The sequence below is a fragment of the Bacteroides sp. RTP31139st1_H2_RTP31139_211217 genome (genome assembly GCF_040227615.1).
GTDB lineage: Bacteria > Bacteroidota > Bacteroidia > Bacteroidales > Bacteroidaceae > Bacteroides > Bacteroides uniformis.
In genome coordinates this window covers 28572-51751 of sequence record NZ_JBCNZM010000006.1, presented here as the reverse complement: position 1 = coordinate 51751, position 23180 = coordinate 28572, and the positions used below count along the sequence as shown (strand labels likewise).

The 23180-nt window shown below is 50.9% G+C and carries 18 protein-coding genes; 8 read left to right on the top strand and 10 right to left on the bottom strand.

All coding sequences use genetic code 11. The features are described from left to right. Positions 1-322 precede the first annotated feature (322 nt). Positions 323-826, top strand: coding sequence for a DUF3836 domain-containing protein (locus ABUA47_RS01900; protein WP_005825281.1), 504 nt, complete (start codon positions 323-325; stop codon positions 824-826). 102 nt (positions 827-928) lie between these two features. Here the strand turns inward: ABUA47_RS01900 and miaB are convergent, their stop codons facing one another. Further along, positions 929-2302, bottom strand: coding sequence for a tRNA (N6-isopentenyl adenosine(37)-C2)-methylthiotransferase MiaB (gene miaB / locus ABUA47_RS01895; protein WP_008662310.1), 1374 nt, complete (start codon positions 2300-2302; stop codon positions 929-931). Positions 2303-2696: 394 nt separating this feature from the next. Between miaB and ABUA47_RS01890 the strand changes: the two genes are divergently transcribed. Both ABUA47_RS01890 and ABUA47_RS01885 read left to right on the top strand, forming a co-directional pair. Next, positions 2697-3077 (top strand): hypothetical protein, encoded by a 381-nt coding sequence (locus ABUA47_RS01890; protein WP_005825277.1) that lies wholly within the window; start codon positions 2697-2699, stop codon positions 3075-3077. 73 nt (positions 3078-3150) lie between these two features. After that, on the top strand, positions 3151-4647 hold the full coding sequence (locus tag ABUA47_RS01885) for an acetyl-CoA hydrolase/transferase family protein (protein ID WP_057254109.1): 1497 nt from the start codon (positions 3151-3153) through the stop codon (positions 4645-4647). A gap of 430 nt (positions 4648-5077) precedes the next feature. Here the strand turns inward: ABUA47_RS01885 and ABUA47_RS01880 are convergent, their stop codons facing one another. From ABUA47_RS01880 to ABUA47_RS01870, 3 genes are read right to left on the bottom strand one after another with little or no spacing between them, the layout of a single operon-like run. Further along, positions 5078-6484, bottom strand: a complete 1407-nt coding sequence (locus ABUA47_RS01880) for a TolC family protein (protein WP_349829750.1) — start codon at positions 6482-6484, stop codon at positions 5078-5080. A gap of 29 nt (positions 6485-6513) precedes the next feature. Further along, positions 6514-9693 (bottom strand): efflux RND transporter permease subunit, encoded by a 3180-nt coding sequence (locus ABUA47_RS01875; RefSeq protein ID WP_057259092.1) that lies wholly within the window; start codon positions 9691-9693, stop codon positions 6514-6516. A 37-nt stretch (positions 9694-9730) separates the two neighbouring features. Further along, complete coding sequence (locus ABUA47_RS01870; RefSeq protein ID WP_034523281.1) at positions 9731-10837, bottom strand: efflux RND transporter periplasmic adaptor subunit; 1107 nt, start codon at positions 10835-10837, stop codon at positions 9731-9733. Between the two features lie 222 nt (positions 10838-11059). Between ABUA47_RS01870 and ABUA47_RS01865 the strand changes: the two genes are divergently transcribed. Beyond that, positions 11060-11971: a helix-turn-helix domain-containing protein gene (locus ABUA47_RS01865; RefSeq protein WP_005825269.1), complete on the top strand. Its 912-nt coding sequence runs from the start codon at positions 11060-11062 to the stop codon at positions 11969-11971. A gap of 97 nt (positions 11972-12068) precedes the next feature. Here ABUA47_RS01865 and dacB read toward each other — a convergent pair whose 3' ends face one another. Continuing rightward, entirely contained in the window at positions 12069-13508 is a 1440-nt protein-coding gene (gene dacB / locus ABUA47_RS01860) for a D-alanyl-D-alanine carboxypeptidase/D-alanyl-D-alanine-endopeptidase (RefSeq protein ID WP_117719980.1), read from the bottom strand. Between the two features lie 177 nt (positions 13509-13685). Between dacB and ABUA47_RS01855 the strand changes: the two genes are divergently transcribed. Further along, a complete protein-coding gene (locus tag ABUA47_RS01855) occupies positions 13686-14957 on the top strand; it encodes a M1 family aminopeptidase (RefSeq protein ID WP_347774198.1) in 1272 nt (423 codons plus the stop codon). A gap of 8 nt (positions 14958-14965) precedes the next feature. On the opposite strand, the gene ABUA47_RS01850 is transcribed toward ABUA47_RS01855, so the two are convergent. Both ABUA47_RS01850 and lpdA read right to left on the bottom strand, forming a co-directional pair. Further along, the gene (locus ABUA47_RS01850; protein ID WP_005825260.1) at positions 14966-15388 is read right to left on the bottom strand and encodes a DUF2007 domain-containing protein; all 423 of its coding nucleotides are present in this window, start codon (positions 15386-15388) and stop codon (positions 14966-14968) included. 34 nt (positions 15389-15422) lie between these two features. After that, complete coding sequence (gene lpdA / locus ABUA47_RS01845) at positions 15423-16781, bottom strand: dihydrolipoyl dehydrogenase (RefSeq protein WP_347774196.1); 1359 nt, start codon at positions 16779-16781, stop codon at positions 15423-15425. A 189-nt stretch (positions 16782-16970) separates the two neighbouring features. On the opposite strand from lpdA, the gene ABUA47_RS01840 reads away from it, so the two are divergent. Beyond that, positions 16971-17918 (top strand): hypothetical protein, encoded by a 948-nt coding sequence (locus ABUA47_RS01840; protein ID WP_035457628.1) that lies wholly within the window; start codon positions 16971-16973, stop codon positions 17916-17918. On the opposite strand, the gene ABUA47_RS01835 is transcribed toward ABUA47_RS01840, so the two are convergent. Next, a complete protein-coding gene (locus tag ABUA47_RS01835; protein WP_005825250.1) occupies positions 17915-18247 on the bottom strand; it encodes a DUF4907 domain-containing protein in 333 nt (110 codons plus the stop codon). The two genes, ABUA47_RS01840 and ABUA47_RS01835, sit on opposite strands and share 4 nt — an antisense overlap. 25 nt (positions 18248-18272) lie before the next feature. Then, complete coding sequence (locus ABUA47_RS01830) at positions 18273-19352, bottom strand: Kelch repeat-containing protein (RefSeq protein WP_005825248.1); 1080 nt, start codon at positions 19350-19352, stop codon at positions 18273-18275. A 242-nt stretch (positions 19353-19594) separates the two neighbouring features. On the opposite strand from ABUA47_RS01830, the gene ABUA47_RS01825 reads away from it, so the two are divergent. Continuing rightward, entirely contained in the window at positions 19595-20911 is a 1317-nt protein-coding gene (locus ABUA47_RS01825) for a DUF4270 family protein (protein ID WP_175331882.1), read from the top strand. Continuing rightward, a complete protein-coding gene (locus ABUA47_RS01820) occupies positions 20908-22119 on the top strand; it encodes a hypothetical protein (protein WP_022400619.1) in 1212 nt (403 codons plus the stop codon). The genes ABUA47_RS01825 and ABUA47_RS01820 overlap by 4 nt, the downstream gene beginning before the upstream one ends. A 153-nt stretch (positions 22120-22272) precedes the next feature. On the opposite strand, the gene ABUA47_RS01815 is transcribed toward ABUA47_RS01820, so the two are convergent. After that, positions 22273-23019: a LytR/AlgR family response regulator transcription factor gene (locus ABUA47_RS01815; RefSeq protein ID WP_008662289.1), complete on the bottom strand. Its 747-nt coding sequence runs from the start codon at positions 23017-23019 to the stop codon at positions 22273-22275. Positions 23020-23180: the final 161 nt, after the last annotated feature.

The following is a 23180-nucleotide window of genomic DNA, read 5'->3' as shown; positions in this document are numbered from 1 at the left end:
ATACCTAAATTTGGTGCAAAATAACAAATAAAAAGTGATTTATAGGGTTTCCATTAAGGAGATTTAAGAAAACAAACGCTTGCTCCGGCCAGCTGGCGGAACGAATGACCAACTGTTCGATATTAAGCGGACAACTGTCCGATAATGAACAGTTTTCGAAAGCATCTATTCATTGATTATCAACAACTTAAATCTTTGGCATGGGAATTGACTATAATTAGGCGAAGGCGTTTGAGAAAAAGATTAGTTGGAATGCAACTTTTTAATCGGGAACAACGTCTAAAAGAAACAGAGTAAGTAACAACAATTAAAAATAAAGATTATGAAAACTACAAATTTATTCAAGGCAGTCGCATTCGTAGCAATGACTATCGTAAGCGTTATGAATACAGAAGTGAAAGCTCAGGAAAACAACTTCATCACCAATGAAGAAGTGAAAAACGAATTAGTAGTTGCCAAGACCATCTTTAAGCAAGACGGTGCACAACTTTACCGGCACATCCGTTATGAATACTCTTATGACGACCAGAAACGCCTGACCTGCAAGGAAGCCTCCAAGTGGGACGGTACAAAAGACGAATGGACACCTTACTTTAAGATGACATACCAATATGGCAATGATGAAATCACCATGTCCTACGCACGTTGGAACGAGTCTCACAAGGCTTATGACAAAGACATGAAGAAAAGTGTGTATGAATTGAACGATGAAAACATGCCGGTAGCTTACAAACTCTACAATCAGGACGCGCCAAAGTCCGAATTGACCCTGGTAAGCTACAACAAGACCGACTACGTAGCGAATATTCTGGCCATGGCAGAATAAAATTTAAAGTTTATAATATGAAAAGCACGAGCCTCACGGCTCGTGCTTTTATTCTATATACCGGTGTCATCATACTGATGTCATCGAGACTTTTCTATCCCGTCAGCCGGCTACCTCTTCTCCTTTCAGCGTAGCCGAACTGGATTCGGTAACCTTCACCATCACAAAATCGCCCACACGGTGCGTGCCACGGTCAAACACCACCACACGGTTTTGTTCCGTACGGCCGAACAACTGGTCACGACTACGTTTGGAAACACCTTCCACCAGCACCTCGTACGTCTTGCCCACGCAACGGGCATTCGCCTCGGCAGAGAGACGGTTTTGTAAGGCGATGATTTCATTCAGACGGCGAATCTTCACCTCCTCGGGCACATCGTCCGGCAGGTACTTGGAAGCATGCGTACCGGGGCGTTCGCTGTACTTGAACATAAAGGCGGAATCGTATCCGCACTCCTCCATCAGCGAGAGGGAAAGCTGGTGGTCCTCCTCCGTCTCACTATGGAAACCGGAGAATATATCCGTAGATAAGCCACAATCGGGGATGATGCGGCGGATGGCTGCCACGCGGTCCATATACCACTCGCGGTCGTACTTGCGGTTCATCAGCTTCAGGATGCGGCTGCTCCCACTCTGTACCGGCAGGTGGATGTGCTTACATACGTTGGGCATGTCGGCAATGACCTGGAGAGTTTCGTCGCTCATGTCTTTAGGGTGCGAGGTAGTGAAACGGATACGTACGCCCGGCGCTGCCTCTGCCACGGTGCGCAGCAGCATTGGGAAAGTAATCGTCTCTCCGTCCGGCTTCTCGAAGCGGTAGGAATTGACGTTCTGTCCCAGCAGGGTGACTTCCTTGTAACCCTTTGCCACGAGGTCGGCCACTTCATTGAGGATGCTTTCCACATCACGGCTACGCTCACGGCCACGGGTGTAGGGAACGATGCAGTAAGTACAGAAATTATTGCACCCACGCATAATGGAGACGAAGCCGGAGATGTGGTTTCCGCAAATGCGCGAGGGGATGACATCCCGATAGGTCTCTGTGGTGGAGAGCTCCACGTTCATTGCTTTCTCACCGGCCTCTACCGAGGCAATCAGTTCGGGCAGAGTAAGGTAGGCATCCGGCCCCACCACCAGGTCCACATGATGGTTGGTGATTAAGTCGTCCTTCACACGCTCTGCCATACAGCCCAGCACACCCACTATCAGGCCGCGTTTCTTCTTCTTGAGCGAGTGGAAGAACTCCAGACGGTTCAGAATCTTCTGCTCCGCATTGTCGCGGATGGAGCAGGTGTTCATAAACACTGCATCGGCTTCCTCCAGGGTGTCGGCCACCGAATATCCCGCCATCTGCATGACGGATGCAATCACTTCACTGTCGGCCACATTCATCTGGCAGCCGTAAGTCTCGATAAACAACTTCTTGTTGTCATCAGCAGTTGCAGATTTAAAGTCTGCTCCCGTTACTTTTTCCATAATCAGTTCGTTTAAAATCAGTTTATATCATAAGTTGGTATCTGTCATTCGGAGCGCAAAGATACTTCTTCCCTCCCAATAAACGGATGAAATGAAAGAAAAATGCCATTACAAGTTGTCAATCTGCGCCTTATCAGCTAATTTATGTTAAGAGAGCAAACATTTTCCGAGTGTTAATTTGGCATAGAGCAAATTAATTCACAAATTTGTGGAAAGAAAGAAACATTAGATTTTTTCATAGTTAAGGTTTAGGTTAAAAAAATTAAGGGGAGCTGTGAAGCTGCCCTTTTTTATTACCAATTCCTTGGCTGTAATCAGATTAAATAATTAACTTTGCCCAAAAGCAAAGATAAGAGATAATTGCACTATCTTTGGGTGGAAAATCAAAAAGAATATGGAAGATGTCTTCAAGTTTCTGTTAGTTGCGGCTGTCATAGTAATCGGACTCGTCAAGCAGTTTAAGAAAGAAGCAAATAAAAATGCTGACAAGAGTCCCGACATACCTATGCCCGACGTTGACAACCCACTGCCCGAATACTGGGGCGGAGATACTTACGGAGGCTTTATTCCCGAAGGCCCCAAGCCGGCAGAAAAGCCCAAGCCGGTATCCAAACCGTCTGCCAAATCCAAGCACACTTCCATAAAGGCTTCCCCTCCCTCCCCGGCATCCCGTCCGCAGGAATCCGATGAAGTAACGTCCGAATACGGCATCCACTCGGCAGAAGAAGCGAGGAAAGCCATCATCTGGTCAGAAATACTTCAACGGAAATATTAAAGACAGTCGATAATTGCAGAACCAATTACGAGCCCCTTCAGAATCTTTACACGAAAAAATAACTATTTATATTATGGCACTCAATTACATTTCGGCAGCAGAAGCTGCGAGCCTGATTAAACATGGCTACAACATCGGCTTGAGCGGATTTACTCCCGCAGGAACAGCCAAAGCCGTTACGGCTGAATTAGCAAAAATCGCGGAAGCAGAACATGCAAAAGGAAACCCGTTCCAGATAGGTATCTTCACCGGTGCTTCTACCGGAGATTCCTGCGACGGTATCCTTTCACGCGCCAAAGCTATCCGCTACCGTGCTCCTTACACCACCAACGCCGATTTCCGCAAAGCCGTGAACAATGGCGAAATAGCCTACAACGACATCCATCTCTCACAGATGGCGCAGGAAGTACGCTATGGTTTCATGGGAAAAGTGAATGTTGCTATCATCGAGGCATGTGAAGTTACTCCCGACGGTAAAATCTACCTGACGGCTGCCGGCGGTATCGCTCCGACTGTCTGCCGCCTGGCCGACCAGATTATCGTGGAACTGAATGCCGCCCACAGCAAGAGTGCCATGGGTCTGCACGACGTCTACGAACCCCTCGACCCTCCTTGCCGCCGCGAAATCCCCATCTACAAACCGAGTGACCGTATCGGCCTGCCCTACATCCAGGTAGACCCGAAAAAGATTGTCGGCGTAGTGGAGACTAACTGGCCGGACGAGGCACGTTCGTTTGCCGCCGCCGACCCGCTGACCGACAAAATCGGACAGAACGTGGCCGACTTCCTTGCCGCCGACATGAAACGCGGAATCATTCCGCCTACCTTCCTGCCGCTGCAATCTGGTGTGGGCAACATTGCCAATGCCGTACTGGGTGCTTTGGGACGTGACAAGACCATCCCCGCTTTTGAAATGTACACAGAAGTCATCCAGAACTCCGTTATCGGACTTATCCGCGAAGGCCGCGTGAAATTCGGCAGCGCCTGCTCACTGACCGTAACGAACGACTGTCTGGAAGGTATCTACCAGGATATGGACTTCTTCCGCGACAAACTGGTGCTCCGTCCGTCGGAAATCTCCAACAGCCCGGAAGTGGTGCGCCGGCTCGGTATCATCTCCATCAATACCGCCATCGAAGCCGACATCTACGGCAACGTGAACTCCACGCACATCGGCGGTACGAAGATGATGAACGGTATCGGTGGAAGCGGTGACTTCACCCGCAATGCCTATATCTCCATCTTCACCTGTCCGTCCGTTGCCAAGGAAGGTAAAATCTCGGCTATCGTGCCGATGGTTTCGCACATGGACCACACGGAGCATGACGTCAACATCATCATCACCGAACAAGGTGTGGCCGACCTCCGCGGCAAGAGTCCGAAAGAACGTGCACAAGCCATCATCGAAAACTGTGTTCATCCGGACTACAAGAACATTCTGTGGGATTACCTGAAACTGACCGACGGCAAATCACAAACTCCCCACGCTCTGCGCGCCGCACTGGCTATGCACGCTGAGCTGGCCCAAAGTGGAGACATGAAGAATGTAGACTGGGCACAGTATAAATAAACCGCTCCCTCAAAGGCGGAGAGAAACCGCCCGAAAGATATGCCGCGTTGCATGTATATTTCCGGTTTGCTGGATCTATATATGCAACGCGTTGCATATATAGATGGAACACGCTGCATCTATAGATCCAACAACAAGCTATTTCAGTACCTACTACATCCCTGCATCAATTCCTGGCAAAACCTCCTTCTTACCGGTAAACTCACTATCTTTTGCTTCAGTTTCCTTTTCAGTTTCTTCAATCGATCTCTCACCGAGCCAACACTTATCGTTCGCATTGAGTGAAAAACTGCAATAATTTGTCTAGAGAAATACTTGCCTCCATTTGATCCCTCCTATTCATTGAAAACGGGCTGCCTGGAATCACTTCCCGGACAGCCCTTCCTTCACATTTAAAATGAAGATGCAGAGAGAGTAGTATGATGACACTCTATTCCTGACCTCCCCCTAACGCCTTGTAGAGGTTAATCAGGCTTTGTATTTCAGAAAATCGATTTGCCGTCTGTGCCAGTTGTGCGTTGAGCAATGTCTGCCGGGCGGTAAGCACCTCCAGATAGGTGGTGTTGCCATGCTCCATCAGCAGGGAAGTGCTGCGGGCAGCTGTCTGCAAGGAAGCTACCTGCTTGTCCAGCAGTTCGCTTTTGGATAGGCTTGTCTGCCAAACAGTCAAGGCATCGTTCACCTCGCTGCCTGCATTCAGCAATGTCTGCTGGAAGGCAAGGGAAGCCTCCTCCTGCTGGGCACGGGCTATGCGGTACTGTGCAATGACCTGCCCGCGAGCAAAGAGCGGCTGCGTCAGCGAACCCACTGCCGAAGCCAGGAACTTGCCGGGATTCACAATCATTGAACCGGCAGAATTGGTCCAGCCCGCACTCCCGCCCAGCGTGATGGAGGGATAGAAGGCAGAGCGCGCCGCATTGGTGCCGTAGAACGCCGCTTCCAGTGTCCGCTCAGCCGAACGGACATCAGGACGGCAGGAAAGCATCTGAACAGGAATCCCTATAGAAAAGCCCACGGGGAACTGCTGCTCTGCCAGCACACCGCGCTCGTAATGACGGGGCGTCTCTGCCAGCAACAGCGCAAGGCTGTTCTCCACCTGGTTTATCTGTTCTTCCAAATCGAGCACGGAAGTCTGCACCTGATAGTACGTGGCCTCCATCTGCGACACGGCGGATTCGTTCGCCATGCCCGCATTCATCAGGGCACGGGTGGAAGCAACGGTTTCCCGCCACGTCTCTTCGGTCTGCCTGGAGATGGCAAGCTGCTGGTCCAGCATCAGCAGGGTATAGTAAGTATTGGCTATCCCGGCAATGAGCTGGGTACGCACGGCCTGGCGATAGTCCTGACTCTGCGCATAGAGCGCCTTCGACTGTTTCTTGGCATTGCGCATGCGGCCGAAAATATCCAGCTCCCAACTGGCAGTGACGGGCAGCGAATAGGTCTGTGTGGCCTTGCGGCTGTCAAAGCTGCTCACCGTGCCCTGCGGCGCAAGGGCAAAGGAGGGCAGGAAGGCAAGCTTTGCGGACAGCAGGGTAGCTTCGGCTTCCTCCACGCGGAGCTGTGCCGACTGGTAGTCGGTATTGTTCTGCAACCCTTGTCCGATGAGTGCCTGCAGATGCGGGTCGGTGAAAAGCTCGTGCCAGTCCATGCCGCCCAGGCCAAGGTCCAGGCTGTCTTCGGTGGCAGCCGGAGAACCGGCGAGGCTCTCCGTAAAAGCTGCCATTTCTTCCCCATAGAGGCCGTCGGGGACCTCGGTAGCGGGTTTGTATTTGGTGTACACGCCGCAACTGCTGAACAGCAAACCGGCGGCGGACAATAGGATGATATGTTTCTTCATTGTTCCAATCTGTTTTTATTTTATTTTCCTCAATCTTTCGCCCGTTCTGCCTCACTCTTCTGCTTTTCAAGCAATACCTGCATATCGGCTTCTTCCTCCATTGGCGGACGAACCTTCTCCTGTAAGTACTCGAAGATGATGTAGAACACCGGAACGACGAAAAGCAGCGCTAGCGTTCCGATGAGCATGCCGCCTACTACGCCCGTACCCAGCGAAGAGTTACCGTTGGCGCCCGCACCACTCGAGAACATCAGCGGAAGCATACCGAATATCATCGTCAGCACCGTCATCAGGATAGGACGCAAACGGACCTGGGCGGCCGAATAAGCTGATTCCACAATGCCCATTCCCTTGCGGCGCCGCTCGATGGCATACTCCGTAATCAGGATGGCCGTCTTGGCGAGCAAGCCAATCAGCATAATCACACCCGTCTGCAAATAGATGTTGTTCTCCAATCCCAGAACCTTGGCAAAGAGGAATGAACCCATCAGCCCGAACGGTACGGAGAAGATGACCGCAAACGGTATCAGGAAACTCTCATAAAGACATGCCAGGATGAGATAGATAAGGAAGATACAGATGGCATAAATAAAGACAGTCTGCGCACCACCAGTATTGGCTTCCTCACGTGCCATACCTCCGTACTCGTAACCGTAGCCCAGCGGCAATGTCTGTTCTGCCACTTCCGCAATCACTTTCTGCACTTCACCGGACGAATATCCTTCCGCCGGATTCACATTAGCGGCGATAGCGCTGTACAGATTGAAACGGTTTGCCGTCTCCGGACCGAGCACCTTGTTCAACGTCACGAACTGGCTGACCGGAGCCATCTCCGTACCGTTGCGCACAAACATATTACCCAGTGCTTGTTCGTCCAGACGATATTCGGGCGATGCCTGCATCATGACGCGGTACACCTTGCCAAACTGATTGTAGTTGGAAATATAGGCACCGCCGCAATAGCTGCCCAATGCGTCGAGCACCGCACCCGGCGAGATACCCGCACGCTTGCACTTGGCAGCATCCACATCTACCGATACCTGCGGGAAATTCATGGCATAAGAGGTATACGCCATAGCCACTTCGGGACGCTGGTTCAACGCACCCAGAAACTGTATCACTGCCTCGTAGAACGTAGCCATGTCACCACCCGTTCTGTCCTGCAGGTTCAGCTCCAGGGAGTTACCCATACCATAGCCCGGAATCATACCCGGCTGGAAGCTGAATATCTGCGCCTCTTTCACGCCGTAGAACTGGGCATTGAGACGGGCCACCACAGCGTCGGACGTGTGTTTGCTCCCCTTCCGCTCGCCCCAGTCCTTCAGACGGATGATGATGGTACCGTAGGAAGTGCCCTGACCGGACATCAGTCCGTATCCTGCCACCTTGGAATAGTGTTCTATCTCGGGAGTGTTTTTCAGGATGTCCTCCAGCTTGTTCATCACCTTCGTGGTTTCTTCCAGCGTGCTTCCCGGAGACGTGCTGACGTTCACCATGATGACACCCTGGTCCTCCTGCGGCACAAGCCCCGTCTTGGTGGTACTCATCAGGTAAACCAGCAATACGACGGTAGCCGCCAATGAAGTCCACACCATCCAGCGGTGGTGGATGAAGAACATCACACCTTTCTTATATTTGCCCAGCACGGCGTTGAACGAGGCATTGTATGCCGCACGCACCCGTCCGTTGATGCTCTTCGCACTCTTCGTACCGTCCGACGGACGCATCATGATGGCGCACAAGGCGGGACAAAGCGTCAATGCCGAAATCATGGAGATGCCCACCGCCGTTGCCATCGTGACACCGAACTGCGTATAGAACACGCCCGAAGTACCGCCCATAAACGTCACGGGGATAAATACCGCCATGAACACGCAGGTACAAGAGATGATGGCCATCGTCACATCGCCCATCGCATCCTTCGTGGCAAGGTAAGGGGACTTGTATCCGGCATCGAACTTGGACTGCACCGCCTCCACCACCACGATGGCATCGTCCACCACCGTACCGATGGCAAGCACCAACGCAAACAGCGTCAGGATATTGAGACTGAACCCCGCAGCCACCAGGCAGGCAAACGTGCCGACCAGCGACACGATAATGGAAATGGAGGGTATAAGCGTACTCTTGAAGTCCTGCAGGAAGAAATACACCACCAGAATTACCAGTATAATGGCAATGACCAGTGTCTCCACCACATTGTGTATGGAAGCGAAGAGGAAGTCGTTGGAGCTCATCATGGTTACAAACTCCGTCCCTTCGGGCAGGCTCTTCCTCATCTCGTCTATCTGTGCTGTAATCTGCTTGTTGACGGCGGTCGCGTTGGAGCCTGCCGTCTGGAACATCATGAAAAGCACAGCCGGCTTGCTGTCCATCTCACTGCGGAAACTGTAAGTCAACGTACCCAGCTCCACATCCGCCACGTCCTTCAGACGGAGCACGGAACCGTCACTCTGCGAGCGTACCACCGTGTTCTGGAATTCCTCCACACTCTTCAGGCGTCCACGATACTTCATCGTAAACTGGAACACGTTCTTTGAATTCTCGCCCAGCGAACCGGTAGGCGCTTCGATGTTCTGCTCGCCCAATACGGCGGTCACATCCGAAGGGACCAGTCCATACTGCGCCATCCGTTCCGGTTTCAGCCAGATGCGCATACTGTAGGTATCACCCAGCTCCATTACGTCACCCACACCTTCGATACGTTTGATTTGCGGAATCACGTTGATGTCGAGGTAATTGGCAAGGAACGTCTGGTCGTAGCGCCCGTCGGTGCTCACCAAAGCGCCGATTTGCAGGAAGCTGGTCTGCCGCTTCTGGGTAGTCACACCGATTTTCGTCACTTCGGCGGGCAGCAGTCCCTGCGCCTTGGATACGCGGTTCTGTACGTTCACCGCAGCCATGTCGGGGTCCGTGCCCTGCTTGAAATAGACTTGTATGGTGGCAGAACCGGCATTGGTGGCGGTAGAGCTGATGTACATCATGTTCTCCACACCGTTGATGCTCTCCTCCAACGGCATGATGACACTGTTCAGCACGGCTTCGGCATCGGCGCCGGTGTAGTTGGCACTGACATATACCGTAGGAGGCGCAATGTCAGGATATTGTTCCACCGGCAGCGTAAAGAGCGAAATGAGCCCTATCACCAGAATCAGTACGGAGATGGAGATAGCCATCACCGGCCGTTTTATAAATATGTTTCCTTTCATCTTAATGGGTCATTGATAGTTGATAAAATAGCAATCATCATTTCACTTGCGTTCCTTCGCGCAGCAGTCCGGCACCTGTGGAAACAATCTCGTCACCCACTTTCAGTCCGTCCAGCACCACGTATTCGCGTCCGTCATTTATTCCTGCCACGGTAATCAGGGTAGAGACGGCCTTGCCATCCACTACCTTGTATACCAACGTCTTGTCCTGCAACTGTACGGTGGCTTCTTGCGGAATCACAATGCAGTTCTTATACGTGGCAGGCACCACCACCGTGCCCGATGCCCCGCTATGGAGCAGGCGCGATTCGTTGGGGAAGACCACGCGTGCCACTACCGTACCCGTCTGGCGGTCGATGACACCACTGATGGACTCGATGGTACCTTTCTTGTCGTAGACGGAATTGTCGTTCAGACGCAGCTCTGCTGCCGGCATGTTCTTCAGCGCCTCGTCCATGCTGCCGTACTGGCGTGTCAGGGCGAGCAACTGGTTCTCGGTCATGGAAAAGTAAACGTACATGTCGCTGTTGTCACTGACCGTTGTCAGCGGTTGCGGCAAGCTGGGGCTGACCAATGCCCCTGCACGGTAGGGCAATGCCCCCACCACCCCGTCGCTGGGACTCTTCACTTCCGTATAGGAGAGGTTGTTGCGTGCGCTTATCTCCTGGGCCTCGGCCTGCGAGAGTTGCGCCTTGGCGGTAAGGTAGCTGTTTTCGGCAGTCTTCAGGCTGAATTCCGAAACCACTTTCTGCGCATACAATTCCTTGTTGCTGTTATAAGTCAGTTCGGCAGTAGCCAGTGCGGCACGTGCCGCTTCCACATTGGCAACGGCCGTTTTGAGTGCAGCCTTGTAGGGAACCTGGTCGATGATGAAAAGCAGTTGTCCCCGGCGCACCTTCTGCCCCTCGGTCACACAAAGCTTCTCGATGGTACCCGACACTTGCGGATAAATATCTATGTCCTGCCGTCCGCGTATCGTTGCTGAGTACGAAGTGGAAAGCTCTTTGTCCGTCGCCTCCACTTTCATGGTAGCATAAGAAGGTTTCATTCCGGAAGCATCCGATGCCTGCTTGCAAGATGCCAAACACATTGTACAACCGACAATCCCTATCAGCCGTATCCATTTCCTGTTCAATGTAATCATACTTTTTCTCATTGTCTTTTTGTTAAAACCGATGGCAAAAGTAGGAGAAAGGAACAACGCCATAATGACCAATTACACACCAAAGATGTTCCTTTTTCGACATTCATCTTTTTTAAGGCTAATGAATTGTCTATAAATGACATATAGAACAAGAAAGCCGCATAATGGAACATCCCATATTTCCCATTATTCACCAACTTTGCAAAACGAAAAAGGAAGAATATGGAGAAAGGGAACATAAAAATCGTAGAAATCGCGGACTTTAAAAACAGCGAACATGTCCTTGACTATGTAGACAATGACTTTGTCATAATCAATAGTCTGGAGGGAAGCCCCTACAATGAAGATACAATAAGATTAGGATGCTTCCTTATCGCTATCTGTCTAGAAGGCTGTATCCAGTTGGACGTCAACTACAAAACCTACCAACTGGAAGCAGGCGACTTACTGCTCGGCCTTCCCAATACCATTATCAGCCACGCGATGGTAAGCCCAAAGCACAAGATAAGGCTTGCCGCATTCTCCACACAGTTCCTACAACGCGTGGTCAAGATGGAGAAGGATACATGGAATACCGTTATGCATATCCACAACAATCCCATAAAGTCTGTCGGGGAGGAAGGGGACAAGGAAATCTTCAAATTCTACCGGGAACTGCTTATGGCAAAGATAAACGACGAGCCTCATCACTATCACAGGGAAGTGATGCAATACTTGTTTTCTGCCATTTTCTGTGAGATGTTGGGACACCTCAACAAAGAAGTGAACCCTTCAGAAATGACAGTCGATACAAAAGAAAGCATCAAACAGTCCGACTATATCCTGCGTAAGTTTATAGAGATGTTGTCCAAAGACAACGGCATACACCGTTCTGTAGGATATTATGCCGATGCACTCTGCTATAGTCCCAAACACTTTTCGAAGGTCATCAAGCAGGCATGCGGACGTACACCGCTGGACTTGATTAACGAAAGTGCCATCGAGCACATCAAGTACCGGCTGAAGCATTCGGACAAGTCCATCAAGGAGATTGCAGAAGAATTTAATTTCCCCAACCAGTCTTTCTTCGGGAAGTATGTGAAGTCTTATCTGGGTATGTCTCCGGCACGCTACCGCAATACGAAAGAGGAATGATTTCCCCTACTCTTGGGGCTCACTCCGTAAAGGTCTGCATTAGGAAGCTAAACCTTAACTTTACGACGCTAAAGGTCAACTTTACGATGGCTAAACCTCAACGTATCACTTCATCACACACCGCATCCTGGAAAGCGCGTGCTTCCCTGCCCGACAGTGCATTCTGGTTCATGATGGCAAAGGCTATCTCGTGTCCGTTGCGGGCTTTAAGGTAGCCGGCCAGGCAGTTGATGGCGGTAAAGGAACCCGTCTTGGCATGTACATTTCTGTGGGAAAGGGTGCCTTTCTTCATGCGGAACTCCAGTGTACCGTCCACGCCGCCAATGGGCAAAGCCTTATAAAGTTTCTGGAAAACATCCGTACGCGAGTAGGCATATCGCAGGAAAGAAACCAAGAGTTCCGGTGAAATGTAGTTGTAATTGGAAAGACCGCAACCATCTGCCAGATTATACCTATCGGGGTTATATCCCATCTCTTTTATCAGCATGCGGATGGCAGAAAGCCCGTCCTCGGCAGAGACACGCTTCTTTCCGCTGCTCTGCACACCCAACCGGCAGAGCATGGCTTCGGCATTGAGATTATCGCTCTCCTTCATTATCTGTTTCACCACATCCTGCACGGAAGTTTCGTAGGAAGCCATCCGTACGGAGAGGCTGTCTTGCCTGAACTCGCCGAAGAGGTAAGAGACTTCCGCATCTACCGCCGGAATGCACCGGATGCCCCGTGCCTGCAACCGTTCCATAAAGGTATGCATGAAGAAGTCCTGCGAAGAAAATATATTGACCGTACCTGCACGGCGGGCATCGACGTTGCCCGTCACGGTGATGTTGTTCCCGTTCACCAGCCAGTCGCGCGACACACGGAAACGTCCGGCAGAAGGGGTACGGCTTTGGGTCTTGTTCGTCAGTGTATAATAGGAAGAGGCGGGAGTGCATTCAAGGCGTGCGCTGTCGCCCCGTTCGCCGGGTGTGGCGGTAACCTTCACCACTCCTTTATTCAGCATCAGCGGTGAGAGGTAGGGCTGGAAGGAATAGGGAGTATCATCCCACAACCAGCCGCTGCCCCAGTACAAGGAGTCTTTCATGGAGACATCTCCATACACCTTGCCTTTGATGACAGAGAAGGGGAAACGGGCCACGGTAGCCACCAGGGAATCCAATGCCTCTTCATCAAACTCCGGGTCGTAACCGCCTATCACATACATATCCCCCTGCAAGGTATCGCGCTCAATGGTTCCCTGATACCACACTTCCGTACGGAACGGCTCGTCGGCTTCGGGACGGGAAAGGGCGGTAATGGTGGTCAGCAGCTTCATGGTGGAAGCGGGACGGGAAAGCTTGTCCGCCTGATAGCCGTACAAGGGCTTTCCGGCAGTCAGGTCATAGACCGAAATGGCCACATTAGAGCCTGCGGGAAGTTTGTGTTCTATCAACGCATCAATCCGCGCAGAGAGCGGCTTCACCGGAGTTACCGTCTCTTGGGGCCATAATGGGAGCAGGCAGACGGATAAAATTAACAGCAACAATATCCTTTTCATAAATATATTTATCTTTAAAGGCAAAAGTACGACAATCTTACAAATGAACAACAACGAGGTAGTCTTTTCATAAATTATATCCAGCCATCCATCTTAATATTCCTTTAAAAATACTACTTTTGCATAGATTGCATAGGCAAAATCTCCCAGTTACTATCACTCTAAAATTGATGTACCATGAAACTACAACTTACAATTGCCTGCTTTACAATATGCCTCCTTTTCTCCCCCATGCTTCGGGCACAAGAATCTCCGCGCATTGTCAGTTATGACTTAACCGTACAGATTGATGTACCGAACCGACAAGTCGAAGTTGGCGGTTCGTTTGAAGTCGATTTCCATGACAGTGACTCAATCTCGTTGGTACTATGGCGCCATGCCCGTATCGACACACTACGCCACAGCAGCCGGGAGATAACCTACCGTTTCGATACGCTTGCCCCAGCACCTGCCCAATTCATTCCCGACGGACGGACCTTGACCCTCTACCGGCCGGCAGGAGCCGATGACCGCTGCCGCATAAATACCCGTTACACACTCTACATGCAGGAAGTGCAGGGCCCTGCAAAATCATTCAATGACCATTGGATTGAACTTGGTTACTATACGGGATGGTATCCTGTCTGCAACGGTAACCGGGCAGATTATTCGCACTTACGAATCGGCATCACTGACGGTTATACGGTGAGCGGCTCAGGTATTATTTCCCATACAGAAGAAGGGATATGGGAAATGGAGCAACCTTGGGAGAATTTCGACAATGTTATCCTGGCTTCACCCATGCTGAAAAGCCGCCGCATCAATGATAACGGAACTACCATTGAACTTATCTATACAGACTTCCCGGATGCCGGTGCAGACTCGGCACTTCAATGTTGCCACAATGCCTTGAAATTCTTCCGACGCCTTTATAAAATTGCGGGAGATGAGGATATTTACATGAAATTCCTGCTTTCAGCTTCCGGCACCTCAGGAGGGTACAGCCGTAAAAATTTCATTATGCTCAGTTCCCGAACATTCAATGAATATGTACTCAAGAACACCGCCCACGAAATCGGCCACTTCTGGTGGAACAAGGCTCCGGTGGAATCTTGGCACGACTGGCTGAACGAATCTTTTGCCGAATTCAGTGCTTTGCAATACATACGCCACGCCCGCGGCGAAAAAGCCTATGCCGCTTACATCGACGCCTACCGTAAGGAAACACGCCATATCCGTCCTATCTGGGGTATTGACCGCAACGACCGCGAAGCGCATCTTGCCCTCTATAGGAAAGGGTCAGTACTACTCGCCGACCTGCTTGTCCGAGTGGGTGAAGAACCTTTCTTCAACTTTCTGGCAGGTGTCATCCAAGCCCATATAACAGACACATCGGCTTTCCTGGATTTTGCGGAAAGCCGATTGGGACGTAAAAACCGGGACTGGATTGAAAAGCGGTTAAAAGAATAAACACCTGATTATTCTTCAACTGTTCCTTTCGCCACCGGCTTCTCAAAATGAGTGCCGCACTTCCTGCATACATACTCCCAATGCTCAGTGCCCGGAGGTGCGGCCGACAATGCCGCAATAACAGCAGCCACCACAGCACGCACCCGATGGCTCTTCTTCAGCACAAACTTAATCTCATCCGAACCGCAATGGGGGCAGTACCTCAACTGTTCCGGAATCATCTGGTTCCGTTCAAGCAGACGGAGGGCATTGTCATATTCGTCCTCATAGACAAATATATCCACTCCCGTGACATCACGGACATATCCGCGCATCACGGAAGACATGTTTTCATTATGCAAAACAGACGCAATGCCCTCATTCTTCAAGGCACCCTGAATAACATGTGCCTGAAAGGCATCGTCGCAGGTGATTAGCTTTACGGTTTTCATCTTTTATGTTTATATGAAACAATAGTCATGGGTTCTACAATGCCTCCTTGAATATCTCTCCCACCGTGGGGTGCGGAAAGACAATCTTCTTCCATTCATCGGCAGTAAGTTTCAGTTCAATAGCCATGCCTGCCAGCGTGATGATTTCCGAAGCGGGATTACCCAAGACATGTGCCCCCAATACGGTATCGTCACTGCCCAACAGTAACTTGCAGACGCCATTCACTCCTTCATTCTCTGCTACAAAGCGACCACTGTACGCCATCGGAAACTTCACAGCACGATAGGCAACGCCTCTCTTCTGCAGGGATTCTTCTGTCTCGCCCACACCGGCTATTTCGGGATTGGTATATACCACGCCGGGGATGGCACGGTAGCTCATGGCATCCTTCTTGCCAATGATGGAATGTATGGCTACTTCTGCCTCGCGGACGGCTGTATGCGCCAGCAAGGAATATCCCGTCAAGTCGCCGCAAGCATATACTCCGGGAACTGAAGTCTGCATCTGTCCGTTGACAAAGACATTTCCGCGCTCCGTTCTTTCCAAGCCCAGATTCTCCAATCCGAAGCCTTTCATTACCGGACGGCGCCCGACACTCATCAGAAGCCGTTCGGCAACGACGGAACCGGGACCGTCGGCTGTTTCATAATTCACCTGGATAAGGGAAGAAGCTTCGGCAGTATCCGGCATGACAGACACTACTTTTGCACTCAGCATGAACTTGATTCCCCGCTTGGCGTACTCTGCACGGAGCATACCCGCCAGCTCTCGGTCCATACCGCCTCCCAGTATCTCGTCCAGCATCTCGACGACGGTTACCTGCACTCCCAGGCTGTTGAAGAAAGAAGCGAACTCCATACCGATGACACCGCCGCCGATGATGGCAAGCGAAGCGGGCAGTTCCTTGTTATCCAGTGCATCACGATGAGTCCAATAGGACACTTTGTCTATGCCGGGAATGGCAGGGACAAAGGTTTCGGAACCGGTGCAGAGCAGCAGGTTCTCGCATTCGTAGGTTTCTCCGCCGCACTCCACATGATTCTTGTCCGTCACTGTGGCCTCTCCGCTGACAATCGTCACACCATGGGCAGTCAGCTTTCCTTTGATTCCCAATACCAGCTTGCGTACTACCTTCTGCTTGCGGGCAATAATCTTGGGCAAATCGAACGATACTTCGGGCACACTGACCGCATACTTCGAAGCATGGCGGGCTCCGTCATAGGTCTTGGTCGAATACAACAAGGTCTTGGTAGGGATACACCCTTCATTCAGGCACACTCCACCGAGACTCTGCTTCTCAAATAGTACGACACTCAATCCTACTTTTCCGGCAGCTTCGGCAGCAGTATATCCCGCAGGACCTCCACCGATAATGGCAACTTGGTATTTCATGGAATTAATGGTTAGTGGTTAATGATTAGCGATAATTTGTGCGCAAGTTAATAAAACCCGTATTATCCGACAAAAAAGAACACTTCTTTCTTTCGGAGAATACAGCGTAAAGAGGAAATAATTATCTTTGTCGGGCAGCATTTACAAAGAATGCCACGTCCAATGGACATAAATCAAATAATAACCAACATGAAAACGACTGACTTATTCCAACCCATCCTTCTGTTCGCTCTTTTTCTTTGCGGCTTGACGGCTTGCAATGATAGCGATGAAATCCGCCTCTCGCCCTTTCAGGAAACTACCGTGAAGGGCGAAGCCTCTACCCTGCAGATAGACCTAACACGCGGCGACTGGCGCATAACCTCCATCACCACCCCATGGGGAGACCTCATGATGGATGGCAACAAGCTCCCACAACTGGAAGGTACGGGAAGCCTGCATTATAAATGGTGGGACTTGGAACGGGACACCGACAGCCATCTCATCCTGCACTTTAAAGACAACTTTGACTTAGGTGAATCCCGTAGCCTCATCATCAACCTTGAGATGAAAACGGGACTCTACAAGGAACAAATCATCATACACCAAGAACCGTGCACTAACTTCTATCAGATAGAGTCCATCGAATACAGCGTGGAAGAAGGTGACGGAGTGAAAGAAGCCGGAACAGGACCTGATAAGAGTACCTATAAAAATGAAAATCTGGGAAACACAACCGACAAGCATGACTACTATCCATTCATCAATAAATGGACAGAATACGCATTCATACCCGATGGGCACTCTGATGAAACCTTCAAAAGCATAGACCCGGAGAAACGTAGCATCTATCTGCCCAACCACATAGAAGACGGAAAAATAATCATGGGACAACAACTGTTATTCTTCATCAACCAAGGCAAGTATTACAAAGAAGACGAACTGAGATATAAACATTTTGAAGTAGACATAGTAGGTATGAAATGGAACATATACACTTCAACCATCTACTACAAACGGCTTCAAGTGACATTCACCGCCACTCTTTCACGTCCCGGTAGCGATACAAAGAAGGTACTCAAGGGTAAATTCATGCAGAGATACCCTTATGACTGCTCGGAAATACATCACGAAGTAAAGGATTCTTTAGAAGATTAGAGTCCGGTGTCTGTCAGACAAGACTCCACCTCCTCCCTGCTCAATGCCGGAGCTTGCCCATCGGCAAGCTTGCGGCATACCAACCGACCGGCCGCCAGCGCTTCCACCTTTGTTGCAAATGGCAGGCGACCGCTCAAAGCAGGTATAAAAGGTTGATATATCAGGGTATCGGCTCCATGCAGCACCACGTAGCCGTAACCGCCTTCCACCTCCATCACCCGGCATTTCAACTCATTGCCACCGCCGGCAGTATGACCCGAACAGCAAGAAAGGCATACCGCCATCACAGCCGGTACACCTATCTTTATCATAATAAACATCAGCTTCATAAGTTCCGTTCAGTTATGGGGCGAATCAGACTTCCTCTTCCTCATCGGGTAGAAGTTCGTACACATCATCAAAGTAGCTGGTACCACTTGTTCCTGTCAGCACAAAACCACGTTCGCCGGTAGAGAAACCAACGGCAGCCCTGCGCGAAGAAGCACCGGAAGGATAATTATGTACATCTGTAATGGGGGTAAAGTCGTCATCGGAATCGCCGTACCATAAGTCCTTGTCAGGGTCGTACAGCCAGTAGTCGCTGCTCAAGGAAGTGCTGTTACGTATTCCCGTAGCCACAAATCCCCTTCCACCGATGACGAAGGATACGGCTTCGGACCGTGTGATGGCGTAGTCATCGTCATAGTCATTGTCGGAGTCCGTATCGGCAATGTCACGCAACTGGGTCCAGTTGCTTCCGTCGAACTTCCAGAAATCCACCAGATCGGTACTGTTGTTTCGCCCGCAACAGATGTAGGCCACCTCATCGATGACGAATGCCGTACCGAAGTAGCGCTTCTCGCCTCCATACCCGCTCACCGCTTCCCATTGCGAACCTTCGGCGCCATTGGGGTTGAAACGGTAGAAGTCCATCTTGTAGGCACTCTCGCTGCCGGTAGCGTCGCTGTTGCAGCCCGTACCGACATAGCCATATCCGCCTATACTGAAAGCCAGGGCACCATCGCGTACTCCACCTTTGAAGTCGTCTTTCCGTGTCCAGGTATCCGTGGCAGGGTCATACTCCCAGGTATCTGCTACACAGTAGGACGAGGAGCCGTCCTTTACGGAACCGGTCGTAATGTATCCCTTGCCATTCACGGCAAAGCCCACGGCAGCCTTGCGCCCGGCAACGGGCATGTCGGCACACTGCGTCCAGCTGTTCCGGCTCATGTCATACTCCCAAAGGTCGTTCAGGTAATCCTTGTTCGCTCCGTAGAAGCCGCCACACAAATATCCATAATTGCCGATGGTGAAGCCGGAGGCATAAGCGCGGTACACACCGTTATAGCTGGCTTTCTTCATCCACTGCCCCTGAGTGTATTCATCCTCGTCCGTACAACTGCCGGCAATGCACACGATGGCCAGCAACATTATTCCTACCAATAGTCTGTTCATTGTTTATTGTTTTTTTAATGATTAAGCTTTATACTTCCCACTTTCCAAAACAAGAAGCTGCGGGAGGTCCTTTTTGTCTGTCCGCAAAAGTAAACCACCGCAACCACACCGACAAAAATAACCGACGAACAGTCCGAAATTCCCGTTAAACGCCTTTACCGATAAAAACCGTCCGAACGCCGATTTTTGTAGGAAGATATAAAAGTTTTGCCTTTCCTTTGCCGCCAACTAAAAGAACAGAAATGAAGAAGTCATTGTACAGCTTATTCGCAGTCCTCGCTATCTTCTGCGCCTGCCAGGACGAGAACTCGCAGCTTGGAAAGAGCCTCGTGGAAAGCTCCTTCTATAATGTATACGCAGACACCTGCTCGGTAGACATCAGCACCATCCTGCTAGACTCCATAGAGACCCGGGGCGACAGCATCTGCCAGCTAGGACATTACCGGAGCAGCGCCTGGGGAGAAGTATCCGCCACCTACTATGCCGAATACTCCACGTCCGACTTCACCCCCAACACAGACTATACCTATACCCTCGACTCCCTCGTACTGCGAATGATACCTTCGGGCCATTTCTGGGGAGATACCCTGACGCAACAGCGCATCTCCATCTACCGGCTGAAAAAACCTATCGTGCTGGACAACGACGAGGACCTTTACAACAGCACCGTACTCCCGACGGAAGATGCCCCGCTCTTCAGCTTTACCTTCACCCCCTGCCCGGGGCGGAAGAAGGAAGTAAGCGTCCGCCTGCCCGACTCATGGGGACAACAACTGCTGAATGACCTCGTGGCCCAGGACGACTACTTCGATACCCAAGACAAGTTCAAGAAGAAATTCCCCGGACTGGTCTTTGTTCCCGAAAACGACGGGCAGTGTATCACCGGATTCATGGTGAACGACTCTGCCATGAGCATCAACCTCCACTATCAGGAAGTCTCCAACCAACGTACCGGACAAGTGCTGACTTTCAACGTAAACACCGACTATGCCTATACCGGTATCCGGCACGACCCCACCGGCACCCACCTTGCTTCCCTGAAAAGCGGAATAGAGAACCTCGTCCACTCCAGCGACATGGGTTGCCTGGCCTATATGCAGGGATTGACGGGTTACTACAACCAACTGGAATTCCCCTACCTCAACAGCCTCGGAAGTGCCGGACAGATAGTCTCCATAGAGAGCGCCACACTCTACCTCTATCCTCTGGCCCGGAGCTACAACGAAGTGAACCAGCTTCCCAATGACATCCGCCTTTATATCACGGACGAGAACAATGTGCTGGAGGACTACGTATACGGCAGTGACGGCGTAACCGTACAGACCGGCGACCTGACCATCGACGAGATGTACGGGAAAGAGACCTACTACTCCTTCGACCTCACCGAATTCATCCGCAACAACTACGGCACTTCGGGCATCAAGCGGCAGAAACTGCTGATGAGTCTGACAGACGAAGAAAGCACCACCACCTTCAACCAGGTCATCTTCACCAACGACCCCGAACAAGAGAGACAATGCAGATTAGACGTAAGATTCAAAATATACAACGAGCAATGAAACGCCATTACCGGATTCCCCTTCTGCTGTGCAGTCTGTGTACGGCAAGCCTCACCGCCGTGGCCCAGAACACCACCAACCTGCCCACCTCCATGTACGGAGTGGGCGAACTGAGTGCCGGTGACGGCGGACGTTATGCCGGCATGGGCAACACGGGCATCGCCCTGAACCGTACCGGATTTCTGAACACGCTGAACCCCGCAGCCATCACCCGCATGGACACCGCCTGCTTCACGTTCGATGTGGGTGTATCTGCCTCATATGCCCGCTACTCCTTTCTGAGCGAACACAGCTCCAACTTCACCGGCAACCCCAACCGCATCAGCATGGGCTTCCGTGTCCTGCCGCGCTGGTATGCCCTTGTAGGTGCAGCACCATACAGCAGTGTGGGCTATGTCATCCAGACCGAAGAAGAGATAGAGGGAATGCCCGGCAACTACACCTACTCGCTCTTTGAGGGTACGGGCGGACTATACCGGTGCTACGTCACCAATGCCTTTGCACTGAGCAGGCAACTGTCGGTCGGCATCAACCTGGGGATGATAGCGGGCACAGTGACGCAAAGCGAAACGCAGGAAAGCGCCGTCGTAAAGTACGAATCTTCTAAACAGGCCTTTTATGCGGACTTCGGCATACATTACGAATGGGGTGCGACCGGACAACGGAAGTGGGCGGCAGGGCTGGTATTTGCTCCCTCCCTTCCCATCAGCCACGACAATACACTGACTTACAGCAACTCATCTACCAGCGAGAACCTCGATAAAGGATACCACAGCCGTACACAATATCTGCCCATGCACCTCGGCACCGGCCTCAGCATAACCACCGAACGCTGGGTGCTGACCGCCGACTACAACTACCTGGACTGGAGCCGCAACTCCTCCTCCTACACTTCCATGAAATACGAGAACCAGCACAAAGTGAACCTGGGAGGCAGCTACATTACCAAGCCACGTCTGGCACGTTCCACCGAGCTGATGGGTGGAATAGGTTTCGGCAACTCCTATATCAACCTGAAAGGCGGGAAGATGCAGTATCTGGAAGCCAGTGTAGGGGCGAGCTTCCCCATCCGGTACTCCTATCTTTCGCTGGGCGCCACCTGGCGGAAACAACTGAACACACGCAGCAATCTGATGCAGGAAAGCCGATTCAGCCTGAATCTGAACTTGACGTTCGGGGAAAGGATTTCGAGAGCAAAACTAAAGTAATACAAGGTTCCGGTTCACCACAGATTACACGGATTTTACACCGAATGATTATCATTTGTTGGATCTATATATGCAACGCGTTGCATATATAGATGCAGCACGCTGGAACTATAGATCCAACAAACAAAGTATATAGTATCTGAAAACAGGGTATTACAACACTGCCAGCCTGGACACATACCCTTTCACCCTTTCGCGGTAAGCATCGCCAATGGGGACATCCTTCTGCTCGATGAGCAATGTGCTGCGCCCGATGGCGCTGATGCAGTCCATGCGGACAATAAAAGAACGGTGCACGCGGATAAATTCGTTCGCCGGAAGTTTTTCCTCCATGTACTTCATACTGCATAGGCTCAAGATAGGCTTAGGGGAATCTTTACAGAAAATCTTCACATAATCGCCCATACCTTCTATATAGTTTATCCGTTCCAGGTCGAGCCGCATGATGCGGTTGTCACACCGCATGTAAATCACCTTCGGAACCTCTTCCGGACCTTGCCTGTGTTTGGAGTCGGACGTACCTGCATCCTGCAAAGAGAACCAGCGTGCCGCTTTGCTGACAGACTGGAAAAACGTGGAGAAATTGAGCCCGTCCATCAGATAGTCCAACGCATCCAGACGGAAACATTCGGCAGCATAGCGGTCGGTGTCTGTAATGAAAATGACACGAGTGGACGAGGACAAGAGCCTGCAAAAATCCATTCCGTTGATTTCACCTTCTTCCACCGGATAGATGCCGATAAAATAAACTTCCACTTTTGTCTCATAATAATCCTTCAGCGCTTCAAGAGGATTGCCGTACTTTCCGTGCAAAGAGAGAAAAGGAACCTTGTCGATATACTCTTCCAACCTTCCGGCAATCTCCGGGTCTGCATGTAAAATGGCGCAATTCAAATTCATATTCGTTTCTCTTTTACATAATGGACGCTGCCATATCCGAAAAACTGCAAACAGAAGAGCTAAAATTAAGCTTTATTTATGATTCAAAGATTACCTGCATCTACGGAAAGACAGATAAAGGGAAAGTTCATACAAACAACTCCGGAAAGCTACACAGGAGA